At 69.8% G+C, this 24728-nt stretch carries 24 protein-coding genes; 8 read left to right on the top strand and 16 right to left on the bottom strand.

The window, feature by feature from the left end:
• The first annotated feature begins 43 nt into the window (after positions 1-43).
• Positions 44-550 (top strand): type 1 glutamine amidotransferase family protein, encoded by a 507-nt coding sequence (locus AC1RUS_RS03660; protein WP_492913149.1) that lies wholly within the window; start codon positions 44-46, stop codon positions 548-550.
• Here the strand turns inward: AC1RUS_RS03660 and AC1RUS_RS03655 are convergent.
• Positions 547-957, bottom strand: a complete 411-nt coding sequence (locus AC1RUS_RS03655) for a hypothetical protein (protein ID WP_492913147.1) — start codon at positions 955-957, stop codon at positions 547-549. The two genes, AC1RUS_RS03660 and AC1RUS_RS03655, sit on opposite strands and share 4 nt — an antisense overlap.
• 147 nt (positions 958-1104) lie before the next feature.
• On the opposite strand from AC1RUS_RS03655, the gene AC1RUS_RS03650 reads away from it, so the two are divergent.
• Positions 1105-4440, top strand: a complete 3336-nt coding sequence (locus AC1RUS_RS03650; RefSeq protein WP_492913145.1) for a TRCF domain-containing protein — start codon at positions 1105-1107, stop codon at positions 4438-4440.
• 71 nt (positions 4441-4511) lie between these two features.
• Complete coding sequence (trhA, locus tag AC1RUS_RS03645) at positions 4512-5180, top strand: PAQR family membrane homeostasis protein TrhA (RefSeq protein WP_492913143.1); 669 nt, start codon at positions 4512-4514, stop codon at positions 5178-5180.
• 12 nt (positions 5181-5192) lie between these two features.
• Here trhA and AC1RUS_RS03640 read toward each other — a convergent pair whose 3' ends face one another.
• Positions 5193-5501 carry a DUF1244 domain-containing protein gene (locus tag AC1RUS_RS03640; protein WP_492913141.1) on the bottom strand — a complete coding sequence of 103 codons (309 nt, stop codon included), beginning with the start codon at positions 5499-5501 and terminating at the stop codon, positions 5193-5195.
• A 221-nt stretch (positions 5502-5722) separates the two neighbouring features.
• On the opposite strand from AC1RUS_RS03640, the gene AC1RUS_RS03635 reads away from it, so the two are divergent.
• Positions 5723-5872: a hypothetical protein gene (locus AC1RUS_RS03635; protein WP_492913139.1), complete on the top strand. Its 150-nt coding sequence runs from the start codon at positions 5723-5725 to the stop codon at positions 5870-5872.
• A 54-nt stretch (positions 5873-5926) separates the two neighbouring features.
• Here the strand turns inward: AC1RUS_RS03635 and AC1RUS_RS03630 are convergent, their stop codons facing one another.
• The 10 genes from AC1RUS_RS03630 to AC1RUS_RS03585 form a co-directional block, all read right to left on the bottom strand.
• The gene (locus tag AC1RUS_RS03630; RefSeq protein ID WP_492913137.1) at positions 5927-6625 is read right to left on the bottom strand and encodes a sugar phosphate nucleotidyltransferase; all 699 of its coding nucleotides are present in this window, start codon (positions 6623-6625) and stop codon (positions 5927-5929) included.
• Positions 6622-7680 (bottom strand): GHMP family kinase ATP-binding protein, encoded by a 1059-nt coding sequence (locus tag AC1RUS_RS03625; RefSeq protein WP_492913135.1) that lies wholly within the window; start codon positions 7678-7680, stop codon positions 6622-6624. The genes AC1RUS_RS03630 and AC1RUS_RS03625 overlap by 4 nt, the downstream gene beginning before the upstream one ends.
• Before the next feature lie 9 nt (positions 7681-7689).
• Entirely contained in the window at positions 7690-8694 is a 1005-nt protein-coding gene (locus tag AC1RUS_RS03620; RefSeq protein ID WP_492913133.1) for a GHMP family kinase ATP-binding protein, read from the bottom strand.
• A gap of 4 nt (positions 8695-8698) precedes the next feature.
• On the bottom strand, positions 8699-9310 hold the full coding sequence (locus AC1RUS_RS03615) for an SIS domain-containing protein (protein WP_492913131.1): 612 nt from the start codon (positions 9308-9310) through the stop codon (positions 8699-8701).
• Between the two features lie 12 nt (positions 9311-9322).
• Positions 9323-9871: a D-glycero-alpha-D-manno-heptose-1,7-bisphosphate 7-phosphatase gene (locus tag AC1RUS_RS03610; protein ID WP_492913129.1), complete on the bottom strand. Its 549-nt coding sequence runs from the start codon at positions 9869-9871 to the stop codon at positions 9323-9325.
• The gene (locus tag AC1RUS_RS03605) at positions 9868-10608 is read right to left on the bottom strand and encodes a nucleotidyltransferase family protein (protein WP_492913127.1); all 741 of its coding nucleotides are present in this window, start codon (positions 10606-10608) and stop codon (positions 9868-9870) included. The genes AC1RUS_RS03610 and AC1RUS_RS03605 overlap by 4 nt, the downstream gene beginning before the upstream one ends.
• A 9-nt stretch (positions 10609-10617) precedes the next feature.
• Positions 10618-11364 (bottom strand): transaldolase, encoded by a 747-nt coding sequence (locus tag AC1RUS_RS03600; protein WP_492913125.1) that lies wholly within the window; start codon positions 11362-11364, stop codon positions 10618-10620.
• Between the two features lie 97 nt (positions 11365-11461).
• Entirely contained in the window at positions 11462-12433 is a 972-nt protein-coding gene (locus tag AC1RUS_RS03595; protein ID WP_492913123.1) for a glycosyltransferase family 2 protein, read from the bottom strand.
• Positions 12430-13386: a glycosyltransferase family 2 protein gene (locus AC1RUS_RS03590; RefSeq protein ID WP_492913121.1), complete on the bottom strand. Its 957-nt coding sequence runs from the start codon at positions 13384-13386 to the stop codon at positions 12430-12432. Before AC1RUS_RS03590 ends, AC1RUS_RS03595 begins: the two co-directional genes overlap by 4 nt.
• A complete protein-coding gene (locus AC1RUS_RS03585) occupies positions 13383-13970 on the bottom strand; it encodes a sugar transferase (RefSeq protein ID WP_492914131.1) in 588 nt (195 codons plus the stop codon). Before AC1RUS_RS03585 ends, AC1RUS_RS03590 begins: the two co-directional genes overlap by 4 nt.
• A gap of 126 nt (positions 13971-14096) precedes the next feature.
• Between AC1RUS_RS03585 and AC1RUS_RS03580 the strand changes: the two genes are divergently transcribed.
• Together AC1RUS_RS03580 and AC1RUS_RS03575 are read left to right on the top strand one after the other, a co-directional pair.
• Positions 14097-14894, top strand: coding sequence for a WecB/TagA/CpsF family glycosyltransferase (locus AC1RUS_RS03580; protein ID WP_492913119.1), 798 nt, complete (start codon positions 14097-14099; stop codon positions 14892-14894).
• Positions 14887-16332, top strand: a complete 1446-nt coding sequence (locus AC1RUS_RS03575; protein WP_492913117.1) for an O-antigen ligase family protein — start codon at positions 14887-14889, stop codon at positions 16330-16332. The genes AC1RUS_RS03580 and AC1RUS_RS03575 overlap by 8 nt, the downstream gene beginning before the upstream one ends.
• Here the strand turns inward: AC1RUS_RS03575 and AC1RUS_RS03570 are convergent.
• Together AC1RUS_RS03570 and AC1RUS_RS03565 are read right to left on the bottom strand one after the other, a co-directional pair.
• On the bottom strand, positions 16268-17518 hold the full coding sequence (locus tag AC1RUS_RS03570) for a lipopolysaccharide biosynthesis protein (RefSeq protein ID WP_492913115.1): 1251 nt from the start codon (positions 17516-17518) through the stop codon (positions 16268-16270). The two genes, AC1RUS_RS03575 and AC1RUS_RS03570, sit on opposite strands and share 65 nt — an antisense overlap.
• Before the next feature lie 27 nt (positions 17519-17545).
• A complete protein-coding gene (locus AC1RUS_RS03565) occupies positions 17546-18298 on the bottom strand; it encodes a polysaccharide biosynthesis/export family protein (RefSeq protein ID WP_492913113.1) in 753 nt (250 codons plus the stop codon).
• Positions 18299-18583: 285 nt separating this feature from the next.
• On the opposite strand from AC1RUS_RS03565, the gene AC1RUS_RS03560 reads away from it, so the two are divergent.
• Positions 18584-20704 carry a GumC family protein gene (locus AC1RUS_RS03560; protein WP_492913111.1) on the top strand — a complete coding sequence of 707 codons (2121 nt, stop codon included), beginning with the start codon at positions 18584-18586 and terminating at the stop codon, positions 20702-20704.
• A gap of 11 nt (positions 20705-20715) precedes the next feature.
• Positions 20716-21804 carry an endo-1,4-beta-xylanase gene (locus AC1RUS_RS03555; protein ID WP_492913109.1) on the top strand — a complete coding sequence of 363 codons (1089 nt, stop codon included), beginning with the start codon at positions 20716-20718 and terminating at the stop codon, positions 21802-21804.
• Here the strand turns inward: AC1RUS_RS03555 and AC1RUS_RS03550 are convergent.
• Together AC1RUS_RS03550 and AC1RUS_RS03545 are read right to left on the bottom strand one after the other, a co-directional pair.
• Positions 21801-23525 (bottom strand): alpha/beta hydrolase, encoded by a 1725-nt coding sequence (locus tag AC1RUS_RS03550; RefSeq protein ID WP_492913107.1) that lies wholly within the window; start codon positions 23523-23525, stop codon positions 21801-21803. The genes AC1RUS_RS03555 and AC1RUS_RS03550 overlap by 4 nt on opposite strands.
• Positions 23506-24696: an acyl-CoA dehydrogenase family protein gene (locus AC1RUS_RS03545; RefSeq protein ID WP_492913105.1), complete on the bottom strand. Its 1191-nt coding sequence runs from the start codon at positions 24694-24696 to the stop codon at positions 23506-23508. The genes AC1RUS_RS03550 and AC1RUS_RS03545 overlap by 20 nt, the downstream gene beginning before the upstream one ends.
• Positions 24697-24728: the final 32 nt, after the last annotated feature.

Genomic DNA, 24728 nt, shown 5'->3' with positions numbered 1-24728 from the left:
CCCACGGCCTTCATGCGGCGGGGGGAATGTGATGCGGATTCTGATGATCTTGATCGCGGACGTCGACAGCCGGCAGTCCGCCCCGCCGCCCATCCTGCGGTTCGAGCGCTTTCTTGAGCCCTACTATCTGTTTCGCGATGCGGGCGCCGAGATTGTGCTGGCCTCGATGTCCGGCGGCGATCCCGGCATGCGCACCGCCGACGGCGGACGCATGGATACGACGCCTCTGATGCGCCGCTTCCAGGCCGACCCGCTCGCGCGCGACGCCCTGGTCGACACCCTGGCCATCGACCAGGTCGAGCCCGAGGACTTCGACGGCGCCTATTGCATCGGGGTGTCGGGCGGCGTCTGGCCGCCGCGTGTGGAGAACCCGGCCGGCGGCATGATCGGCCAGATCCTGGCGGCGGGAAAGCCCGTCGCCGTGACCCCGAGCCGCCTCGATATCGAACCGGACGGCGCCGGGGACGGCCTGTTGATCATCGGCGACCAAGCCGTGACGTCGCGCCTCGCGGCCCAGGCGCTGCTGGCCGCCATGAGCGCCAGGCTTTAGGCCAGCCCCTCCGCCCGGGGTCGGAGCCACAGGCGCAGTCGCCGCCTGGCGCCGTCGGCATGGTCGTTCAGTTGCAGGTCCCACTGCCGCGCGACGACGTCGGGATGGCGCTCGAAGAAGCCCGGGTCGTGGGCGGTGTCGAAGGTAAAGTCCAGGTCTGCCGGCCGCTCAGGCGGCGGCGGCGCATCGACCTCGAAGGTTTGCTCGGCGTCCAGCCGCACGCCGTCCTTCAGCCAGACCAGCACGTCGGACGGCTCGCCGTCCTGCTGCGTGCGCACCACGATCCGATAGCGCTCGACGTCGGGGTGGCGATCCCAGAACGACGCGTCATGCGGGCCGGAGGAGACCAACAGATCGGCGCCTTCGGGATAGGTGTCGGCGGTCGGGGAGATGGCGGCGTCTGACATGGCGGCTCCTATCGTTACGGAGAGCAAACGCCTGTGGAGCGATTTTGGCCTCGCCGCCGTTCGCACTGCTGCAACTTCCTCGATCACCCGGTGTTGTGGCCCTGCTCGCGATCCCGTCGGGCCTCCCTTTTTTGACCAGAGTTGCGCATGGCCCCGGCCGATCCTCACACGCCTTCCGTCGGCGAGACCCTGACGCCCGGCGCGCGGCCGCAACAGGAACCCGCACGCGTGGCGTCGCAGGCGCCGGCCTCGGCCACCGCCGTCGCCCTGGCCCGCCAGGCGGCGACCCTGCGCGGGGCCAGCCTGGTCCACGTGGCCTCCAGCGAACGGCGGGCCGAGGAGATCGGCCGCGCCCTGGCGGGCCTGGCGCCGAGCCTGGACGTACTGGTCCTGCCGCCATGGGACTGCCTGCCCTACGACCGCGCCTCGCCATCGCGCGACGTGATGGGCCGGCGCATGCGCGTGCTGCAGAGGCTGGCGGAGAACCCGGCGGGCCACGTCGTCGTCACTTCGCCCGAGGCGCTGGTGCAGAAGCTGCCGCCGCGCGCGGCGCTGGACGGAGCCTTCCTGACGTTGGAGCCCGGACAGGCGCTGGACCGCGACGCCCTGGCGGCCTTCGCCGCTCGCGCCGGCTACGTCCTCGACGACCGCATAGACGAGCCCGGCGAGATCGCCTTCCACGGCGAGGTCATCGACATCTTTCCCGCCGACGCGGCTCGCCCGGTGCGGATCGTCGTCAGCGACGAGACCATCGGCGAGATCCGCACCTACGACCCGCTCAGCCAGAGATCCGAAGGCGAGATCGACAACCTGTCACTGGGTCCCGCCAGCGAACTCATCCTGGCGGAGGCCGAGGCGGAAGCGTCCAGAAACGGCGGCGCGGAGCACGCCCTGGCCGAGCACTATGGCCCGCTGCAGAGCGTGTTCGACCTCTTGCCCAAGGCGCGGCTGTCGACCGACGCCAAGTCGCTGGCCCGCCTGGCCGATGTCGAAGACCACGTCATCGAGGCCTACGAGGCTCGCCGCAGCCTGGGCGGCGCCGACGGCCCGGTCGCCTCGCCGCCCGCCGCGCTCTACCTGCTGGGCGAGGACCTGCAGGCCGCCCTCGCCGATTGGAAGACCACGGCGCTGGACCTGGAAGGCCTGGAGCCGATCCCCAACCTGGCCGCCCAGCGCAATCCGGGACGGGCCTTCTGCGATCTGGTGCAGACACACCGTGACGCCCACCGCCGGGTCGTGCTGACCGGCCTCAAGCAGGAACAGCGGCCGCTGGCCAAGGCCCTGTCGCGCGGGCTGGACCTGAAGCCCGATCCGGTCGCCGACTGGGACACGGCGATGGCGGCGGACCTGGGCCAGGTCGTCAGCCTGCAGATCGACTTCGACACCGGCTTCGTCGACGCCGCCGCGGGCTTGGCGGTGATCGCCGCCAGCGACGTGGTCGGCGGGCGCATGGCCGCGCGACCGACCTCGGGCCTGCAGGACTTGGTCGCCGAACCCGATCTGCGCCCCGGCGACGTCGTCTTGCACGAGGATCATGGCGTCGGCGTGCTGCGCGACCTGAAGACCATCGAAATCGACGGCGTGTCACGCGACACCCTGCAGCTGGACTATCACGGCGGCGCCAGTCTTCTGGCCCCGATCGAGGAGATCGGCCGCATCTGGCGCTATGGCGCCGAGGCCGCCGCCGTCACGCTGGACCGCCTGAAGGGCGACGGCTGGATCAAGCGCCGGGCCGAGGTCAGCCGCCATGTCGACGAGGCCGCCGCGCAGTTGGTCGCCCTGGCCAAGGCTCGCGAGGCCCGGCGCTGCGAGCCGATCACCGCGCCGAAGGCCGCCTATGCCAGGTTCGCCGCGCGCTTCGCCTACCCGGAGACGCCAGACCAGTCCGCCGCCATCGAGGCCGTGCTTGCCGACCTGGCCTCGGGCCGGCCGATGGACCGGCTGGTCTGCGGCGATGTCGGCTTCGGCAAGACCGAGGTCGCCTTGCGGGCCGCCGCCGCCGTGGCGCTGAGCGGCCGGCAGGTGGCCCTGGCCGCACCGACCACGGTGCTGGCCCGACAGCATGTGGAGACCTTCAAGCGCCGATTCTCCGGCACAGGCGTGGGCGTGGCCCATCTCTCGCGCCTAGTGACGCCGGCCGAGGCGCGAGCCGTCAAGCAGGGGCTGGAGAGCGGCGAAATCCGCATCGTCATCGGCACCCAGGCCCTGGGCGGCAAGGACGTCGCCTTCGACAATCTGGGCCTGATGATCATCGACGAGGAGCAGAAGTTCGGCGCGGCCCTGAAGGCGCAACTGCGCGACCTGGCCGCCGACGGCCACCTCCTGACCCTGACCGCCACCCCGATCCCGCGCACCTTGCAGGCGGCCATGGTCGGCATCCAGGACGTCAGCGTAATCGCCAGCCCGCCCGCGCGCCGGCGGCCGATCCGCACCTTCCTGGCGCCGTTCGACGCGGCCAGCCTGCGCACCGCCCTGTTGCGGGAGAAGCGGCGCGGCGGCCAGAGCTTCTTCGTCGCCCCGCGCATCGAGGACATCGGGCCCTTGCAAAGCCAGCTGGCCGAGCTCGTCCCTGAACTGTCGGTGCGCGTCGCCCATGGCGGCCTGCCCGCCGACGAGGCCGACGCTGTGATGGTCGGGTTCGCCGACGGCGAGGGCGACGTGCTGCTGGCCACCAACATCATCGAGAGCGGTCTCGACGTGCCGCGCGCCAACACCATGATCGTCTGGCGGCCCGACCGCTTCGGGCTGTCGCAGCTGCACCAGCTGCGCGGGCGCGTTGGCCGGGGCCGTGCCCAGGGCGTCGCCTATCTGCTGTCGGATCCGCAGGACGACCTCTCCGACGCCACCCGGGCGCGGTTGTCGACCCTGGAGGCCTTTGACCGGCTGGGCTCGGGCCTGGCGATCAGCGCCCGGGACCTGGACCTGCGAGGCGGCGGCGACCTGGTCGGCGAGGACCAGGCCGGCCACATCCGGATGATCGGGGCTGCGCTCTATCAACGGCTGCTTGAGCGCGCCGTGCGGGTGGCGCGCGGCGAGGTCGAGGCTGGCGAATGGATACCGGATATCGGTCTGGGCGATCCGGGCGCGATCCCCGAGGACTATGTGCCCGACGCGGTCACTCGCATCGGCCTCTATGCGCGCCTAGCGCGGATCGAGGCGCTGGCCGAAATCGACGCCTTCGAGGAGGAGCTGGAGGACCGCTTCGGCGCCCTTCCCGACGCTCTGGACGCCCTGCTGGGGCAGGCCCGCCTGCAGAGCCTGGCCAAGGCGGCCGGAGTCCGTCAGGTCCGCGCCGGTCCCAAGGGCGTGGCCCTGACCCTGACGCCCGGTGCGCTCAAGGCCGCCGAAAAGGCGTTGTCCCGATGGGCCGGCGATCTCTCCGTCGGCGACGGCCGAGTCGTGGTGGCCACGCCGACCGCCGACGACGTAGGCCGCCGCGCCCTGGTCGAGCAGTTGTTGCTACGGCTCGCCAACAGCGCCTAGTCGTCTCGGTCCAGACGGTCGCTCGCGGGGCGGTTCGCGGAACAACATCCGACGGCCGGCCTTATGCCTTCATGCGCGCCATCCCCGACGAATATCTGGTCGATCACTATCCCAATGCCGGGGAGCGGGCGGCGGATCGATGGATCCACCTCGTCGCCATCGCCCTGGCCGCCGTCGGCGCGGTCTGGCTGGTCGAGCGCGCGCTGATCACCGGCCGGCCCGGCATGGTCCTGGCCGCCGGCCTCTACGGCGCGGCCCTGATCTGCATGCTGGCGTTTTCGGCAGTCTACAATCTGAGCCACGTCTCGGCAGCGCGTCCGGCCCTGCGACGCCTCGACGAGGCGGGGATCTTCCTGATGATCGCCGGCTCCTACACGCCCTTCACCACCCAGCGCCTCGACGGCGCCTGGGCGATCGGCATGACCAGCCTGGTCTGGACCCTCGCCGCCGCCGGAATCGTCGGCAAGCTGGCCCTGCCGAGGATTTCCGAGCGGGTCTGGACGGCGCTTTATGTCGTCTTCGGATGGGTGGCGCTGCTGGTGCTGGAGCCGCTGCGCCACAGCCTGCCTTTCGCGGCCTTCGCCCTGCTGATCGCGGGCGGGCTGGTCTATACCGGCGGCAGCCTGCTGTTCCTCAATCCCCGCCTGCCCTATCGCCGCGCCGTCTGGCATGGCTTCGTCTGCGCCGGCGCGGGCCTGCACTTCGTGGCGGTCGCGGCCGGCGTCGTGCTGACGCACTGACGCAAAGCGGTCCTAGCCTCGCTCGGCGCGAAGCTTGGCGTTCAGGGCCACGCTGGCGTCCATGCGGGCCAACTGCTCGGGCGTCGCGGCCTGTTGGTGACGCGCCTTCCATTCCGACTGAGGCATGCCGTAGATCGCCTCGCGCGCCTGATTTCGATCCAGGGCGCCGTCCGAGGCCTCCTCGACCCAGTCGGCCAGACAGTTGCGGCAGAAGCCGGCCAGGCCCATCAGGTCGACGTTCTGGGCGTCGGTCCGCATCCGCAGGTGCTCGACCAGGCGGCGAAAGGCGGCGGCGGCGAGGCGGTCTTCGATCTCGGTCATGGCTCCCCATAGCATGCCGTCACGGGATTTTCGCGGCGGGGCGCCGAGCGCCCAAATTGTCGGCGCGCGATCGGTTGCTCGGCCTTCGACATGGGCGACCGTTCATGGGCGCGCATCCAAGGCGAAGTTGGGCTGACAACCAAGCGGCGCCATGGCAGCCTCGGCTCCGGGGCCTGTGGGGCGAAAGTCGCCCGGCGCCCCTCGTATTCAAAGGCAGCCCGATGACCACGCCGTCCGAAGACACCCCGCCCGAAGTGGAAACCCCGCATGTCGCCAAGGTCGGCGTCATCGACACCGGTCACAACGTCACCACCGCGTTCGACGAGCCGATCAACGGCCTGATCGCCGATCTCGCCGACGGCGACGCCTGATCCGTCGCGCCGTCGCGGCGGGACTCTCGATCCCGTCGCGACGGCCCCGCGCTCCTAGGCGCGGAACATGCGCTGGGCCGCCGCCAGGCTTTCTGGCAGGCCGATGTCGATGAACGGCCCCTCGAACACCCTGCCGCCCAGGTCGCCCCGTGCGCACAGCGCCGGCAGCAAATCCTGCTCCAGCGACGACACGGCCCCGCCAACGGGGATCACCGCCTTCGACAACTGATAGGCCCCGCCATTGATCAGGCCGGGCGTCGGCTCCCCTGTGCGGGGCTTGAAGGCCGCGACGCGGTCGCCATCGAGGACGATGGTCTCATAGCGGTCGGCGATCTCAATGGACCGCAAGGCGATGGTGGCGAGATGGGCTGAGCCCTCCGCCAGAACCCGCCAGTCGAAGTCGAACCAGGTGTCGCCATTGACCAGCAGGAAGGCGTCTTCGAGATGCGCACGAGCATGCGACAGGGCTCCACCGGTGCCCAGGGGCGCTGGCTCCACCGAAAGCTCTATGTGCAGACCAAGGCGCTCGGCCACGCCGCTGGCGACCAGATAGTCGCTGACGACGTCGGCGCGGTGGCCAGCCAGCAACAGGACATGGCTGAGACCGTGTCCTCTCGCCTTCTCCAGCAGATGCTCCAGGAAGGGCCGGCCACCGACGTCGAGCATCGGCTTGGGGACGTCGCGGGTCAGGGCGCCCAGGCGCGAGCCGGCGCCGCCGATCAGGATCGCGACCTGCCGCACGTGACCGCTCATCGCGGCACGCTCCAGGCCTCGGCTCCGTCGAAGGTGATCTTCACAGAGCTGGCCTGGCCGCCGGCGGCGTTCAGCGCCGAGATCAGGTGGTAGCGGTTTTCCGGGTCGGTGCAGAACATCAGAAAGCCGCCGCCGCCCGCGCCTGACACCTTTCCGCCCCACGCGCCGTTGGCGATGGCCAGGTCGAACAGTTGGTCGACGACATCGGTGGCCACGCCCTTGGCGGTGCGCTTCTTGGCCGCCCACGAGCGCATCAGAATGTCGGCCAGGTCGCGCATGTCGCCGCGCAGGAGGGCCTCGCGCATCGAGGCGGCGTCGGCCTTCAGCTGATGCATGCTGTCGATCGTCTCGGCGTTCATGCCGCGCAGGCCGTCGATCTGTTCCTGGATGATGCCTTCCGAGCGTCGCGACTGGCCGGTGAAGCAGATCACCAGCGAGGATTCGAACTCGTTGAGATAGGCGCGCGGCACCCGCAGCGGGCTGACCAGCACCCTTTCCTGGGCCAGGAACTCGATATAGTTCACCCCGCCGAACGCGGCGGCGTACTGGTCCTGCCGACCGCCGGCCAGGCCCAGCTTGACGCGTTCGATGTCGAAGGCCAGCCGCGCCACCTCGTGGGGGCCCAGCGGCAGCTCCAGCGCCACGCGGAAGGCCTCGACCAGGGCCACGACCAGGGCCGAGGACGAGCCTAGGCCGGAACCCGCCGGCGCGTCGATGGTCGTCGACACCGTCAGGGCCGGCGCGCGGCCGTCCAGATAGGTCTCGACCACATGGGCGTAGACCGCCTTGTGCAGGATCAGCTCCTGGTCCAGCGCCAGCGGCGCGCCGGGGATCAACACCTCGTCGGCGCCCAGGTCGCGGGCCCGGAACACCAGGGCGCCGTCGGGATTGGGGGCGATATGGGCGAAGGCGAAGCGGTCGATGGTGGCGTTCAGCACCGCGCCGCCGAACTGGTCGCAATAGGGCGACAGGTCAGTGCCGCCGCCGGCCAGGCCCAGGCGCAGCGGCGCGCGCGCCCTGACGTCGAATGGATGAACAGCGCGGCCCAGCCCCATGGTCCCGCCCTATCGCTCGTCGCCCAGCAGCACCTGCGCGCCGCCGCGATCGATGCCGTAATGCAGGCGCGGCATGTTCTGCGAGGCCATGTAGGCCTCCAGCGCGTCGCCCGGACCCGGCGTGAACAGCATCAGGAAGCCGCCGCCGCCGGCGCCGATCACCTTGCCGCCCGTCACGCCATGGTTGGCGCGGACATGGTCGTAAAGCTGGTCGATGTGCGGCCAGCTGATCTTGGACGACAGGCGTTTCTTGCTCAGCCAGTGCTCGTGCAGCATCAGGCCCCAGCCCTCGAGGTCGCCGGCGACCCACGCGTCGCGGATGCGGTAGCCCAGGTCCTTGATCGCCCCCAGGCTCTGGGCGACCTGGTCGTGCTGCGCGCCGGCGGCCAGCATGGCGCTGTTCTGGTCGTCCAGGATCACTGCCGCGTCGCGGCGCAGGCCGGTATAGTAGATGTGGGTGTGGGCGACGAAGGCGGCCTCGACCTCGGGATCGATGGCGACGGCGCCGACCTTCACCTGTCCGTCCGGCGCGATGTCCAGGGTCGTCAGGCCGCCGAACGCGGCCATGTACTGGTCCTGCTTGCCGATGCCCTTGGCCAGGACGTTGATCTCGAGATCGCAGGCCTCTTCGGCCAAGGCCTGACGGTCGGGCGTGTGGCCCTTCAGCGCGTGCAGCGCCCGCAGGAAGCCGACCAGGAAGCAGCTGGACGAACCCAGGCCGGTGCCGCCGACGATATCGCCGATCGAGGCGGCTTCGAAGCCCGTCTCGATCCCGTGGCTGAGCAGCGCGGCGCGGACCAGCTCGTGCTTGAGATCGGTCGAGCGGGCGACCGTTTCGGGATCGGGGCCCATCAGCGCCACATGGTCATGGAACGCCGGCCGATGGGCCGAGATGTGGATGTACTTGTCCAGCGCCATGGCGAAGATGAAGCCGCCATCGTGCTGGTAATAGCTCTGCAAGTCGGTGCCACCGCCCCCCAGGGTGACGCGCAACGGGGTGCGAGTGGAGATCATGGGGTCAAGCCGTCGCCGCGACAGGCGCGATCTGCTCCCAGTGACCCTTGCTCTGGGCCAGGGCCGGGTGCGAGACCAGCAGGTGCCAGACCACCGCCGCCAGGCCTTCGACCAGGGGCGTGATCAGCTGCGGATCGACCGTGGGCACCACCACGCAGGCGTCGGCGATCTGAGCGGTGTAGCCGCCGTTGCGGCCCACGATGCCGGTGACCGTCGCGCCGCGTTGCTTGGCCAGCTGCATGGCGCGCACCAGGTTGGCGCTGACCGGCGGCTCCAGGCTGCCGCCGCCGACCGAGAAGATCAGCAGGCCGTCTTCCGGCTTCAGCCGGCTGCTTTCCAGCCAAGTCGAAAAAGTGCCTTCCCAACCTTCGTCATTGATGCGGGCCGTCAGTTCCGAGACGTTGTCGGTCGGGCAATAGGCCTCGAAGCCGCAGATCTTGCGGAAGTCGTTGGTGGCGTGGCTGGCGTGACCGGCGCTGCCGCCGACGCCGAGCAGGAACAGTCGCCCGCCCCCGTCGCGCACCGCCGCCAGCTTCACCGCCATCGCCTCGACGGCGTTGCGATCGATGGCCGCCATCGCGCGGGCGGCGGCGTCGAAGAAATGATCCGCGAACATGAGCTGTGTTCCTTATCCGGCCTGGGCGAGCGTAGTTGGCCGCATCATGACCGCGAGGGCTTGCGACAAGGTTTCCACGACGTGATCGGCGTCGGATTCCCGACCTGAATTATACGAGCGCGCCAACAGCACGGTCCGGCAGCCGGCGGCCTTGCCGCAGACGATGTCGCGTTCCTGGTCGCCGATCAGCCAGGATCGCTCCAGGTCGACGCCGTGGCGGGCGGCGAGATCCAGAACCAGGCCCGGCTTGGGCTTGCGGCAGGCGCAGTTATCGGCGTTGTCGTGCGTGCAGGCGGCGATGTCGTCGACCGGCAAGGCCTCTGACACGCGGCGATGGATGGCGTTCAAGGTCTCGGCGGTCATGAGGCCACGGCTGACGTCGGGCTGGTTGGTGACGACCAGCAGCTTGAAGCCGGCGGCCTTCAGCGCGGCCAGGGCGGCGGGCGCCTCGTCCTCGATCTCGAGTTCCTCGACGGCGCGCGGCGAGGCGGCCTTGCCGTCGCGCCAGACGATGCGGTTGAGCACGCCGTCGCGGTCGAGGAAGACGGCGGGAACGCTCACAGCGCGATCCTCCCCTCGGCCAGCAGACGTTGCCCCTCGGCGTGGCTCTCGGGCGTGTCGAGACCCAGGCAGAAGCCGGCGGCGTCGATCACATAGCCCTGCAGCGCGCGACCGCTATCGAGCATGGCCGGAAAGACGTCGCGGCCGAAATCCACGCTCGTCCCGCTCGGGATCAGATCCAGCAGTCTGGGCTCGACTACATAGACGCCGGCGTTGACCAGGGTCGAGGCCGAGGCCGCGCCCTCGACGAAGGCGCTGACGCGGCCGTCTGCGTGGAGCTCGACCCGGCCGCCGGCGATGCCGGTGTGCGGATGGCTCTGCTGGTCGAAAAGCGCCAGGGTCGCTTCCGCGCCGGTCGCCGCATGGCGCGCGGCCAGGGCGTCCAGGTCGCAACGAACGATGTTGTCGCCATAGACCACCAGCATCGGCCGATCGACGACCGAGGCGATATTGGCCAGGGCCCCGGCGGTGCCCAGCAGCGCGGGCTCGTAGACATAGGTCACGGTCAGGCCGAAGGCCGAGCCGTCGCCGATGGCCTCGCGGATGGCGTCGGCGGCGAAATGCAGGTTGATCCAGACCTCGCGCACGCCGCCGGCCGCCAGCCAGCGCAGGTTGTGCGCCAGGATGGTGTCGTCGCCGAACGGCATCAGCGGCTTGGGCAGATCGCCGGCGATCGTGCGGATCCGGCTGCCCATGCCGGCCGCCAGCACCAGCGCTCTAGCGATCGAGGCGGCCACGACAGCGGCCTAGAGCTGGAAGCCCGCGGCGACGGCGTCGTCGTAGAACATGGCCACCGTCTCCTGCGAGAGGTCATCCAGGTTCTTGCCGGCCATCGACAGCTTCTTCAGCACGTCAGGCGTGGAGGTGATGATGTGGCAGCCGCAATCGGCGGCCTGGTAGATGTTGAGCACCTCGCGGACGCTGGCCCACAGCACCTCGGCCTTGGGCTTGCGGGCGGCCATGGCCACGGCGGCGCGCATGATCGGCATCGGGTCCACGCCCGTGTCCGCGATGCGGCCGGCGAACACCGAGACCACGGCGGGCACGTCGGCTTCCAGCGCATCGACCGTGCCGGCCACCTGCTCCAGCGTCAGGATCGCCGTGACGTTCAGCTTCACGCCCTCGGCGGCCAGCTCACGCACCATCGGCAAGCTGCTCTCGCGCTTAGTGTTGGTGATGGGGATCTTGACGTAGACGTTGTCGCCCCAGCGCGCGATCTTGCGGGCCTGACGCTTCATGTCCTCGAACTCGTCGGAGAACACCTCGAACGAGATCGGCGCGTCGGGAATGTGCTGAAGCAGCTCCTTGGCAAAGGCCTCGTAGTCGGTGATCTGCGCGCGGCGCATCAAAGTCGGGTTGGTGGTGAAGCCCGCCACCTGGCCCTCGGCATGCAGCCGTGTGAAATCCGCCATGCTGGCGCCGTCGGCGAACAGCTTGATCTGGTTGGCCAGATTGGCGGTCAGCACTTGTGTCACATCGAGACGTTGCAGCATGGGTCTTCGCTTTCAGTCAGCCGTTTTGGGCCAAATCTGACCCAAAACGAGGTTGCCCCCACCCTTCGGTGGCGTTTGTTGCAAGCCGATGGCCAGGCTAGGCGCCTGCTCCGCCGGGAGAACCCGAAACGGGTTCGACAATGTATCCGACCGGCTGTTTCCAGCTGAGCTTGCCGGCGCCGTGCGCCATCAAGAGCCGGCCCTTCAGCCTGCGTCGCGACCAGAACTCGCCCGTGATCGCCGCCAGCGCCGCGCCGACAAGCAGTTGCAGCACGCCCTTGGCCATCAGGCTGGCCCAGACCAGGCGGGGTCGCGGGGCGGCGTCGAGATAGATCGAGACGTAGTGCTGGGTTTCGCGGCGGGTGCGCAGCAGGCGGTAGGCGATGTCGGTGCGGTGCGGCGCGACGGCCTCGGTGACGAAGGCGCGCGCGGCCCAGACGATGCGGCGACCCTCGCGGTGCAGGCGCACGAAGAGCTCGGCATCCTCGCCGCCGGCGTCGCCAAATTCCTCGCGCATGGCCGCCTGCCCCCTTGAGAAGCAGCGCGCGACGACGAACAGGGAATTGCCGGTGCCCAGGCCATAGCGCGGCTTGCCCGACGGCGCGGTCAGGTCGACCAGCGCGCCGTCCGGGAGGTGAAGGTCACGGGCGAACTGCGCGCCGGTCGGATCATAGGCCGGCGGACCGTTCGGGAAGGTCGCCAGGCGCGGCCCGACGGCGATGTCGGCGTCGGCCGTGCGAAGCGCGCCGACCAGCTGGTCCAGCCAGTTGGGCAAGGCGACCTCGTCGTCGTCGATGAAAGCCACTAGCTTGCCCGCCGCCTCGGCGAAGCCGCGGTTGCGCAGGGTCGACATGTTGCGGGTCAGGTCGGTGACGTACCGCATCGGCCAGGCCGTCGTGGTCGCCAGTCGCTCCACCACCGCGCGGCCATTGCCGCTGGGATGGTTGTCGACCACGACGATCTCGATGGTCAGGCCCAGAGCGTTGGTTTGCGCCAGGCACGACGCCAGCGTCGCCTCCAGCGAGACCGGACGGTCATATGTGGCGACGACGATCGACAGGTCGGTCATGCCGCCTTCTCGTCGATGAAACCGATCGGGGCGCGCCAGGTCAGCTTGCCAAGCCCCTTGGCCATGCCGATCCGATGATTGAACCGCCCCGTCCGCGCCCATTCCCCAGATACGAGGTAGAGGCCGGCATGGACGCAGAACTGGGCCACACCCAACAGCGTGACCTTGATGCGGGTCAGGCCCGGACTGTCGCTGGTGGCGATGCGCGAGGCCGCATAGTGCTGCGAGCCGCGCTTCATGCGGGTGACCATGTAGCTGGGCTTGGTGCGGTCGGTCTCGATGAACTCGCGCACCATGGCGGTCGGGCACCAGACGAAGCGCTTGCCGGCCAGGGCGAGGCGGAACAGCAGGTGGGTGTCCTCGCCGTTGCCGTCGCCGAACGCGACGCTGAACGGCTCGGCGGTGTCAAAGCAGGTGGCCACGCGGAAGGCGGCGTTGCCGCTGCCCAGGCCCTTGCCCTTCTTGCGCAGCCGCCCGAACAGGTGGATCGGCGCGTCGGCAGGCTCCTGGTAGTCCAGGGTGTAGCGCCAGCCCTCGGGGTCCCAGTCGGGCGCGACGCCGGCCTCGAACACCGGGTGCTTGGGCCCGAAGGCCGCGTCGGCGTCGGTGCGCTCCAGGCACGCGTGCAGCTCCGACAGCCAGTCGGCGTCGGGCGCCTCGTCGTCGTCGATAAAGGCCACATAGCGCCCGCGCGCGGCGTGGATGCCGATGTTGCGCACGATCGAGACGTTGCGGCGCGCGTCGCTCAGATAGGTCAGCGACACTGGGCTGCTCGCGTCCAGGCGCTCGACCAGGCCTTGGGCCAGACGGTCGGGATGGTTGTCGACGACGATGATCTCGAACGGCACGCCGTTGGCGACGTCATCGCGCAGGCAGGCGACCAGGGTGCGCTCCAGCAGGTGGACGCGGTCATAGCTAAGCACCACGACGCTGATATCGGGAGCCTGGCTCATGCGCCGGTTCCCTTCAGCACCACCAAGGCCGTGCGGAACAGGATCTGGACGTCCAGCCACAGCGACCAGCGGCGGATGTAATCCAGGTCGCGCTCGACCCAGTCGTCATAGTCGCTGATGCGGTGGCGGCCCTCGACCTGCCACAGGCAGGTGATGCCGGGCTTCACGGCCAGCTTCTGCTTCTGGAACTCGGTGAAGCGAGCGTATTCGTGCTCGCGCGGCGGCCGGGGGCCGACCAGGCTGAGATCGCCGATCAGCACGCTCCACAGCTGGGGTAACTCGTCCAGGCTGTACTTGCGCAGCACCTTGCCCAGCGGCGTAATGCGCGGATCGTTGGTCAGCTTGAAGGCCGGACCGCTCATCTCGTTGCGATCCTGGAGACCGGCCTCCATCGCTTCGGCCTTGTCGACCATGGTGCGGAACTTGAAACCGGTGAACGGCCGCGCCTGCATCCCCACCCAGTGGCACGCATAGAAGAGCGGCCCACGCGAGGTCGCCTTCACCGCCAGGGCGATGAGCGCCAGGAGGGGCGCGAGCACGACGAGGAGCGTCGCGGATATCGCGATGTCCATCACCCGCTTCATGGCGTGCGCAAATCTCAAACCTGGCCTCTCGACGGGAACCGGACGTAAAGGGATGTTGGGCGAATATTAAGGATGACGCGGCGGTGCGTCGTCTTGCCGACCCCTAGCTTGCAACAGGTTCCCTTAATGCTCCGTTCGCTGGAACCCCAATCAGGGCAGGACTTTCAGCAAATCTGGTTCGCCGGCTTGAGGTTCACGCCGCTGACCGTCGACCAGACGGTGACGGCCCTGGCCGAGCGCCCGGCCGCCGCGCCGTTCACGACGTTCGTCACGCCCAACGCCGAGCATGCCTATCTGCGTCGCCACGACGAGGAGTTCCGCGCCGCCAGCGAGGCGTGCTGGATCAGCACCAACGACAGCCGGGTGATCGGCCGCACCGCCGTGCTGGCGGGCCTGCGCCTACGCTTCGCCCCGGGAGCCTATGTCGTCCGCAAGATGTTCGACGAGGTCATCGTCGCCGACACTCCGCTGACCGTGGTGGGCGGCGCGCCCGAACTGATCGACAAGCTGCGCAAGCAATACGGCCTCACCAACCTCGCCCATCACAATCCGCCGATGGGTTTCATCCGCGATCCCGCCGCCGTGGCCGTGGCCATCGACTTCGTCGCCGCCCACCCGGCTCGCTTCGTATTCGTGGCCATGGGCCCGCCGCAGTCGGAGCTGTTCTGCCATCGCGTGATCCAGGACGGCCGTTCGACCGGAGTGGGCTTGTGCATCGGCAGCTCGCTGTCGGTGCTGACCGGCGATTCCAATCCCGCCCCGGACCTGCTGGAGCACAGCGGCTTCGTTTGGCTGTACCGCCTGGCCAAGGAGCCCAAGCGGCTGTGGCGGCGCTATCTGCGCGGCTTCTATGCCGTGGGTCTGGCGCTGCGCGACGTGCTGGCGATCCGGCTGGGCCTCAAGCGCGCGACCGTCAATGCCTAGTCTCTCCCCCCGCCGACGCGTCCTGGACGAGTGGCGGGCCGGCCTCGACGCCGATCGCCGCGCGGAGGCCGGGCAGCAGGACGGGCTGATCGCCCTGTGGTCGGCCTTCGTGCTGATCCTGATGGTGCTGTACCTGATGATCGGCCAGTCGCCGTACAAGCACCAAGTCGAGCTGGACCCCCTGACCGGCGCCGCCGTGGTCTCACCGCTGAACCGGTTGATCTGGCTGGGCCTGGCGGGGCTGGCCGCGCCGATCCTGTGGTTCCGGCGCGGCGAGACGGTCGAGCTGTTCAAGCGGTTGTGGCCGCTTCTGCTGGTGTTCGCCTGGTTCGCGGCGACCACGCGCTGGGCCATCGATCCGGCGGCGTCCAACCGCCGCTTCTTTCTCTACATGCTCAACCTGATTATCTGCGTGGCCCTGGTGGCGGGACTGCGCGACGCCCGGCGCATCCACGCGGCCCTGGCCACGGCCTGCGCCATCGTCATCATCATCGACCTGGTGTCGTGGATCGTCGCGCCGAGCGCCTCGATGACCGTGCTGGGCCTGGCGGCGATCCACAACCACAAGAACACCCTGGGCTCGGTGATGCTGCTGTCGGGCCTGGTGATCAGCCCCTACATCCTGTTCCACCCGCGCCTGAGCGGTCGACTGTTCTGGAGCGCGATGTTCCTGGGCTGCGTGGCCTTGCTGATCGGCAGCAAGTCCAAGACCAGCATGGGCATCCTGGCCGCCGCCATCCTGGTGATCCCAGGCCTGCTGATGATCCTGCGCCTGCGGGCCGGCGCGCTGCGGGCCCTGGTCGCGGTCGGGGTGCTGGGTCTGCTGGCAATGGGCTTCGGCTGGTTGGCCTGGAGCCGGGTGATCGGCGCCGATCCCCTGGCCCCGCTGCGCGACGTGACCTTCACCCAGCGCACCGAGGTGTGGGCTTTCGTGCTGGGCGAGTTCGCCCATCATCCCTTCAAGGGCGTGGGCTTCGCCTCGTTCTGGGACGTGGACCCGAAGGTGCAGCCCAGCCTGCAGACCGACCTGTGGTTCGCCCAGCCGGACTCCTACACCAACGAGTCCCACAATGGTTACATCGACCTCCTGGTCACCACCGGCGTCGCCGGCCTGCTCGGGTCGCTGTTCCTGCTGGGACGCTGGATCCTGCGCGGCATGGCCCTGATCCGCCAGGGCCTGATGGCGCGTCCCGGCGAGGACAACACCGCCCTGCCCTACAGCGTCTATCTGGGCGTGTTCCCGCTGGTGCTGTTCGTCCACAACTGGATGGAAAGCAGCCTGTTCGCGGCCAACTCGATGTTTGGGGTGATGATCCTGCTGGCCGGGATCGACATCGACATGCGCTATGCGCCCAAGCCCCGGGCAGCAACGCCTAGGGCGCTGCGGGCGCTGGCCGAGTCCGAGACGCGACTGCTGCCGCCAACATGGACCCCATGACGACCAGCTCCAGCAGCTGACCGGCCGCTGTGCCGACGATCGCGCCGCCATAGCCGAAGCCGCGCATGATCAGCAGGATCGCCGCGGCCGCGACCAGCGACGCGGCGGCGTTGGCCAACGCCAGGGCCTTGAACATCTTCAGCACCTGCAAGGCCGCGCTGACCACGACCTGGCCAAAGCCGATCGCCGCGCCGACGCCCCACAGCAGCACCATCCAGCCGTCCTCGCCGTACTTGCCGCCGAAGAGATGGGTGGTGAACACGGGCCAGGCGCGGAAAACCAGCAGGGTCCACAGCACCGCCACCACCAGCCCGCCGACCAGGGCCAGGACCACCGTGCCGGCAAAAGCGCGCCAGTCCTCGGCCTCGCGCCGCTTGGCCAGATCGGCCCGCGCCACCATCCCCCAGGACGAGGCCAGCAGCGGGATCGGCCGCAGCAACTGCTGGGTCGCCGCCAGCGAGGCCAGGATCGCCGCGCCGTACCAGCCGGCCACCACGAAGACGTAGAATCGCGTCAGCAGCTCGGTGCTCGACACGCCCAGGAAGATCCAGCCCGACTGCTTGGCGTAGGCGCCGTAGCCGGCCAGCTCATGCAGGCCCGCCGGGCGCCCCTGCCCCGCTCCGGCCCAGGCCATGCCGACGACGCCGCACAGCGCATAGGCTCCACCCAGGCACAGCAGGATCAGATTGGCGTCCAGCGGCAGGCGCAGGACCATCGCTCCGCCCAGCGCCAAGACCACCAGCCCGAACACCGCGCCGGTCTGGATCGCCGCCGCGGCCGGCCGGCCGCGCGAGAAGGTCAGGGCCCGCACATATTGCTGCAGCAGATAGGCCGGCACGAACAGGCAGGCGGCGATCGCGCCGTAGGGACTGCCGGAGTGGCGATAGGCCAGGGCTCCGGCCAGGCTGGCCAGGGCCACCACGACCAGGAACACCAGGTTGACCGCGTGCATCAGCCGCTCGACCGGCAGCCTGTCCGGCGCGCGTCCGTCGCCGGGGGCCAGCACCTGGAGGTGGCAGACCGTCAGGGCGTTCTGGAAACTGGAGAGCACGAAGCCGCACGAGGCCCAGAACACGAACCCGCCGTACTGGTCGGGCGCGACGAAGCGGATCAACAGCAGGTTGACGCCGAAATTCAGCACCGACCAGATCGCCTGCTCGACGGCGGAGATCAGATAGCGCGACATCCGTCCCCCGGCCGTGGCCCCGCCCGCCTAGTAACGGGATCCGCGGTTGATGCTGTAGTTGAAGGTGAAGGGCAAGGCGCCGGTGATGTACTGGCGGATGAACAGGTTGACCTCGGCGATCGCCTTGCGCGGCACGAAGATCAGGTCGCCTGGCAGGACAGCGAAATCGCCGCCGTCGCCGCCGTTCATCGCCGCGCGCACGTCGACCGTCCGCATCAACAGGCGCGGATCGCCCGGACGCTGGCGCAGCACCACCACCTTGCCGGTCCTGGCCGTCTCCAGGAAGCCGCCCGCCGCCACCACGGCCTGGGCCACGGTCAGCTGCCCCTTGATCGGCTTGACGCCCGCCTCCTTGACCTCGCCGCCGACGAAGATCTGCGCCGCGCCATAGGTGGTGATCAGGGTCTCGACCTGCGGGTTGCGCAGCACCGAGCCATAGGCCCGGCTGAGCGCCAGGTTGGCCTGCTCGACGGTCATGCCCGCCACGCCCTGGCCGCTGACCAGCGGGAACACGCCCCGACCGTCGGGGCCCACCAGCACTGAGGCGTTGAGGTCCGGGTTCAACAGGAAGCGCACGGCCAGCTCGTCGCCCGGACCGATTCGATAACGATAGTCGTCAGCGGACCACTGAGCGAAGCCGACCCCGGGATCGACGGCCTGGTCATAGGCGGGCTGTGCGTAGGAAGGGGCCCCATAGTCCCGGCGCGCCGGCTGCGCGGAAGCGCACGCGGCGACCAGCGTCACGGCGGCCAGCGCCGCGAACCGAGCCCATGACAACACTTGCAGACCTCCATCGACGCCGGGGCGTCGGGTTCTCATAGATCAGGGTGCGGCCACGTCGGTTAGAAATTCGTTGTTAACGCCCGGTGCGTCCGCGTCAAAAAGCAGCATCGTTCCGCGCACGGCGGTCCCAAGGCCAAGGATTCCAAGGCTCGGGCCACAAACCCTTCCCCGACAAGGGCTCGAGGCTCCCAAACGTTAGCCTTTATTAAGATTGCGACCGTATCGAATGGTTAACCGCCCATGCGCAGGCGGCGTTTCGTTCGATCGAGTGTCCCCACCCAGATGACTGCCGCGGTGATCGATCAAGGGTCCTATGCCCAGGACGGCCCCGTCGGCCGTATTCGATCCCCCCTGACCATTCGCGAACTGCTGACCCCGGCCTTCTACTATCGGCAGGAAGCCCTGCTGGCCTTCCTGGTCCCGGTGATCATCGCGGTCATCGCCATCTTCATGGCCCAGCCGATCTTCGTGGCCCAGTCGCGGCTGCTGATCCTGCTGGGCGACGACTACGTCTTCCGCACCGACGTCAATGGCGCGACGCCCGGCCTCAGCTTCGACCGCGCCCAGATCGTCCACGCGGAAATGGAGATCCTGACCGCCAAGGACCTGCGCACCAAGGCCATCCAGGAGATCGGCCTGTCGCGCGTCTATCCCGCCTTGGCCGCCCAGCCGCAGGGTCTGGAGAAGGCCGCCGAGCAGCTGAGCAAGGACTTGACGATCGAGAACGTTCCGCAGTCGAACGTCATCGAGCTGAGCCTGCGCAACCGCGACCCGCACGTCGCCGCCGACGTCCTCAACAAGCTCGTGGCGCTCTATATCGAACGCCGTCGCTCGATCTTCCAGCAGTCGGACCTGCAGTCGGTCAACGGCCAGCGCGACCAGCTCAACACCCGCTTGGCCGAGATCGAGGACCAGCTGTCCAAGTTCTCGATCGACCACGGCTTTGGCGACTATCCGTCCGAGTTCGCCACCATCCAGACCCAGCAGGCGTCGCTGACCAGCCAGGTGCAGTCGCTGGACCAGCAGCTGGCCACCCGCACGGGCCGCGCCTCGGTGCTGGCCCGCCGTCTCCAGGCTGCGCCGGCCGAGCTGGAGCTGTCCAGCGATCGCGGCCGCTCGCAACAGATCGAGAACCTGACGGCCAGCCTGCTGGACTTGCAGAACCAGCGCCGGCAGGCCGCCGCGCGCTATGTCGACGGCTATCCTCTGGTGGCGGACCTGGATCGCAAGATCGCCGAGGTGCAGGAGCAGATCCGCTCGGCCCCCGCCCAGCAGGTCACCACCGTCCGGCGCGGGGTCAATCCCGTGCGCCAGGCGCTGGACACCGACCTGGCCGATTCCGAGAGCGACGTCGCCGGCCTGCGCTTGGCGCGCGGCCAGGCCGCCCGCGACCTCGAGGCCGCCACCGTGCGCCTGACCGAGCTGGTCCGCATCGGTCCCGAATATCGCGAGCTGGTCCGCAAGCGCACCATGCTGGAGACCACCTTCTCCGACATCGCCAAGCGTTCGGAAGACACCCAGCTGGCCGACATCCTGTCGCGCTCGAAAGCCAATGTCCGCGTCGTCCAGGCCGCCGATCCGCCGGTCAAGGGCAAGAGCGGCCGGCTGATCCTGCTGATCGGCGGCCTGGCTGTCGGCTGCTTCGCCGCCGTCGCGGTGATCCTGGTCTCGGCCGCCTTCTCGGACGTGATGATCACGCCGCGCGACGTCGAACAGAAGCTGGACGTGCCCATCATCCTGGCCGTCAATCTCGACCCCGACGCCCCCACCCGCCGTCGCGGCGCCATGGGCCGGCCGCGCACCTCGCACCTGACCTATGACGATAGCAAGCTGCTGCTGCGGCTGCTCAGCAGCGTCGCTCCGGGTCCTGGCCGCGTGATGCAGATGGTCGCCGCCAATGGCGAGGAAGGCGTCTCCAGCCTGATGCTGGACCTGGCCCTGCTGGCCTCCAGCGAGAGCGCCCGCCGGGTGCTGCTGATCGACATCGAGCCGCCGGAAGATCGCGCCGCCGCCACCATCCTGGCCCAGAGCGGCGCGGTGCTGCGCCAGGTGCCCGGCCAGAACCGCCTGCAGGTCAACGAAGGCTCGCTGCATGTCACCCTGCCCGTCGGCGCCCGCGACCTGGCGGTGGCCGAGGCGCAGTGGGAGAAGCTGATCCTCGAGGCGCGCCGCGACTACGACATCGTGCTGATCGACACGCCGGCCATGGCCCGCTCGGCCGCCGGTCTGATCGTCGCTCCGCTGGTCGATATGACCTTGATCGTCGTCGAGGCCGAGGCCACCCGCGCAGCCGTCGCCCGCAACCTGATCGAACGCATCGACGCCGCCGGCGGCGAGGTGATCGGGGCTATCCTCAACAAGCGCGCCTTCTATATTCCTCGCCTGATCTACTCCTGGCTTTAGAGGACCGCGACATGCGGCTTGGACCTTCCCGCCGCGCCCTCCTCGCCACCGGCCTGTCGCTGGCCGCCGCGCCCGTCCTGGCCGCCGAAACCGCCCTGCGCCGCCTGGCCGCCGAAAAGGGCCTGATCTACGGCGTGGCGATCGAGCCGGAAGCCGTCGCCCGCGATGCTGGTTTCGAGAGCCTGCTGCGCCGCCAGTGCGCTTCGCTGACGCCCGAGAACGTCATGAAGTGGAACGCCCTGCGCCCGTCGCGCGACGCGTTCGACTTCGGCCGCGCCGATCGGTTCATGGGCCTCGCCCGCGACCAGGGCGAACTGGTCCACGGCCATTGCCTGGTCTGGCACGAGGCCCTGCCCGACTGGGTCCAGGGCGCGCTGACTCCGCAAACCGGCCGCGCGCTGCTGACCGACCACATCCGCCAGGTCGTCGGCCGCTACGCCGGCAGGATCCGCTCTTGGGACGTCGTCAACGAGGGGGTCGAGCGCAACGACCGTCGCCCCGACGGCCTGCGCCTGTCGCCCTGGTTCAAGGCCTTGGGCCCCGGCTATATCGGCGTGGCCTTCCATGCGGCCCACGCCGCCGATCCCCGCGCCCGCCTGGCGCTGGCCGACTACGGCCTGGAATATGACGACCAGAGCTGGATGGTGGAAAAGCGCGGCACGATGCTGGCCCTGCTGCGCAGCCTGAAGGCCGCCAATGTTCCGATCCACGCCCTGGCCCTGCAAGGCCACCTGGACGGCTCGCGCCGCGCCGCGTTCGGCGACGGCCTGCGCCGGTTCCTGGCCGAGGTCGCCGACCTGGGGCTGGAAATCTATGTCACCGAGCTGGACGTCGACGACCAGAAGGTCCCCGGCTCGGCGGCGCGGCGCGACGTGGTCGTGGCCAATGTCTATCGCAGCTTCCTGGATGTGGTGCTGGACGAGCCGGCGGTGAAGATGGTCACCACCTGGGGACTGTCGGACCGCTACACCTCGAAGTCCGGCATGTTCCCGCGCGACGATGGCCAGGGCGTGCGGCCTCTGCCTTTCGACACGGCCTTCCAGCCCAAGCTGGCCGCCCAGGCGATGATCGACGCCTTCCGCGCCGCGCCGGCCCGCTAGAGTTCGGCGACAAAGGCCAGCAGCTGGCGGCGGGCCTTTTCGCGGCTGGCGGCCAGGGCCAGGCCGTGGTCCAGGCCGGCCTCCAGGCGCAGCGACATGCCGGGCAGCGCCGTGAACCGCCGGCCGCCCGGACCGAAATGCGCCTCGACCATGTCCAGAGACGGGTCCTCGGCGCCGACCAGGAACCGCACCCGGCCGCCGCGCGCCGACAGGTCCGCCAGCCGCGCCTTGACCGCCGCCTCGGGCGTCGTCGCCTTGCGAGCGGCCAGCCGAGCCTTCAGGCGCAACAGTAGCGTGCGGCCGATGGCGCGCACATCGACCCCGCCGGCGATCAGCCGCTTCCAGGTCGCCGCGTCGCCCAGCCTATCCATATAAGCCCTTGTGGAGCGCCCCTCGTCGCGGTCGCCCGCCGCCAGTGAGGTCCCCGGTCGCCAGGCCAGGATCACGGTGTTGATCGTGAACACGCCCGTCACGCGCGGATCTTCCAGCGCGGCATGCAGCGCGTGGTAGCCGCCGGCGCAGACCCCGGCGATGACGATCTCCCGCGCACCGTGCTCGAGCAGCAACGACAGCGCCGCGTCGAAGTCGGCCCGGCGCGGGGTCTCATAGACGTGACTGCGCGGCTGGCCGTCGGCCATGGGACTGTCGCCCAGGCCCGCGAAGTCGAACCGCAGCGACGTCACGCCCTCGCGCGCCAGCGCCCGAGCCGTCGCGGTCGAGAAGCCGCCGATGCCCGCGCGCGGGTCGCCGCCGGTGTTGCACAGCAGGACCGCTCGGCCGCTCGCCGCCCCGTCGGAGGGCCCGCACAAGACCCCGCGCAGGCCTTCGCCGAACGCGACCGGCCGCTCGATCGCGCCGGGCGGATGGAGCGCCAGGCCCTCGGCGTCCGGCGTCGCGATCGCGATCCTCTGGGCCGCCGACCGCGCGAAGGCGGCCAGCACCCAGTCGACCACCTGGTCGAACACTACCTCGGGCGGACGATTGCTGTGGGCGTCATCGAACATCGCCTCGAAGCCCGGAAACGGCTCGATCAGGATGCGCGCGCCGGTCAGGGCCATGGCCTGGCCGAAGGCGGTCACCGTCGCGCTCTGGGCCGCCAGCAGCATCGGGCGCTGGCCAAACCGGGTCTCGCGCAGGTCGATCTTCGCCACGCCGGCGGCTGTCTCGGCGGTGAGGACCAGGCCGTCGGCGTCGAGTCCGCTGGCGCCGGTCGTGGTGGGGGCCAGCACCGCCGTGGCCAGTTTCAGCTCGCGCAACCACGACCCGCCGCGCACCACCGGCGCCAGCATCGCCACGCCGTCGGCCATGTCCGCGCACAGCGCCGCCAGGGTCGCGCCGAACCGCACGCCGATCAGCACGACGCGATCGACATCGGCCTGGGCGCGCAAGGCCGCGATCGCCGCGCGCACGCCCGCGATCCAGGTCGGCAGGCTGTCGCCATCGTCGTCGAGATCCAGGGAGTCGCCCGTCCCGCGATGATCGTAGCGCACAGTCGGAACGCCGGCGGCGGCCAGGCGCTCGGCCAGGAGCCTCATCGGCAGGTGGGCGCAGCGGGCGTCGCGGCCCAGCGGCGCGCAGATCACCACCCCGACCGCGCGGGCGGTCCCGGACGTCGGCGCATGCAGCCAACCGGCAAGGCCGTCGAAGACCAGCGGCGACATCGCCGTCGGACCGAACGTATCGACCGCGTCGGGGCGTTGCTCAGTCAGCGGATCGATCATGATCCAGGCCCAAGCGCGGTTGCTGCGCGAGCAGAAGCCGCGCGGCGCCGTCGCGCATCCGGTCGTTGGCGATCATCAGCGGCGCCGAATGCAGGTCGCGCAGATGGCGCGAGACGCTGAATGGGCCCTGGCGGGCATAGCCGGCGAAGCCGCAGACCGACAGGGCGATCTGGACCACCTCCAGGCAGACCTCGGCGACGCTGGTCTTCAGCCCGCTGTCGGCGGCCACGGCCGCGAAGCCCGGCGCCTGGGGATCGTTCCAGTCGAAGTCGTCGATGGCCTTGCGCACCCGGGCCTCGGCCATCTGCAGCTTCTCAACCGCCTCGGCCAGAGGCAGGGCGCCGGCCGGCAGTTCGCTCGATCCTGGCTTGCGGCGCGCGCGCACGGCGGCGCGGGCCCGGCCCACGGCGCCGCCGGCGATGCCGGTCCACACCGCGCCCCACAGGATGTGCGAGATCGGGGCCATGGTCGCCCCGGCGATCTGCGCGAACGGCGTCGAGACGACCTGCGCCAGGACGCCCGAGCCGGTCAGGGTAAAGGCCCCGCTGCCGGTGCCGCGCATGCCCATGGCGTCCCAGGCCGCGCCGGGTTCCAGCGTGAAGTCGTCGCCTTCCAGCACCACCAGAACCTGGTCGCCCGGCGCGGCGTCGGCGTGGGCGCGGGCGGTGACCAGCACCGCGTCGGCGTGGGCGCCGTAAGAGATGGCGCTGGCCTGCTTGGTCAGGCTGAAGCGATCGCCGTCGGCCAGCACGGCGCAATGGCTGGCGCGCAGATTGCCGCCGATGCCGACCTCCGAGGTCGACGAAGCCAGCAGCAGCCGGCCCTCGGCGACGCGACGCAGGAAAGCCGCCTGCCAGGGATCGCCGGACGCGTGGCGCGCCAGGCAGGCGACCTGGATGTGATGCATGGCCAGCACCATGCCGGCGCTGCCGCAGGCGCCCGCCAGGCTGGCGCACTGAACCGCGACGCGCAGCAGAGAGGGCTTGCTCGTCGCCAGCTCCCCCAGCAGGCCGGTCTGGCGCAGGGCGTCGAAGGCCTCGATCGGGAACCGTCCATCGGCGTCGACGGCGTCCGCCGCGGCCTGGGCGGCCAGCCGCACGGACTCAGGCAACGGACGCCCTGCGGCGGCCTCGTCCTGGCTCGGCGTCGTCGTCAGCGCCGACGTCTGCATGCCATCCCCGTTTCGACCTGGTTCAAATAACC

The organism is Caulobacter sp. GW821-FHT10F06 (assembly GCF_058809215.1).
The sequence above is the reverse complement of the archived record's forward strand: the minus strand, read 5'-3'. Positions and strand labels throughout refer to the sequence as shown.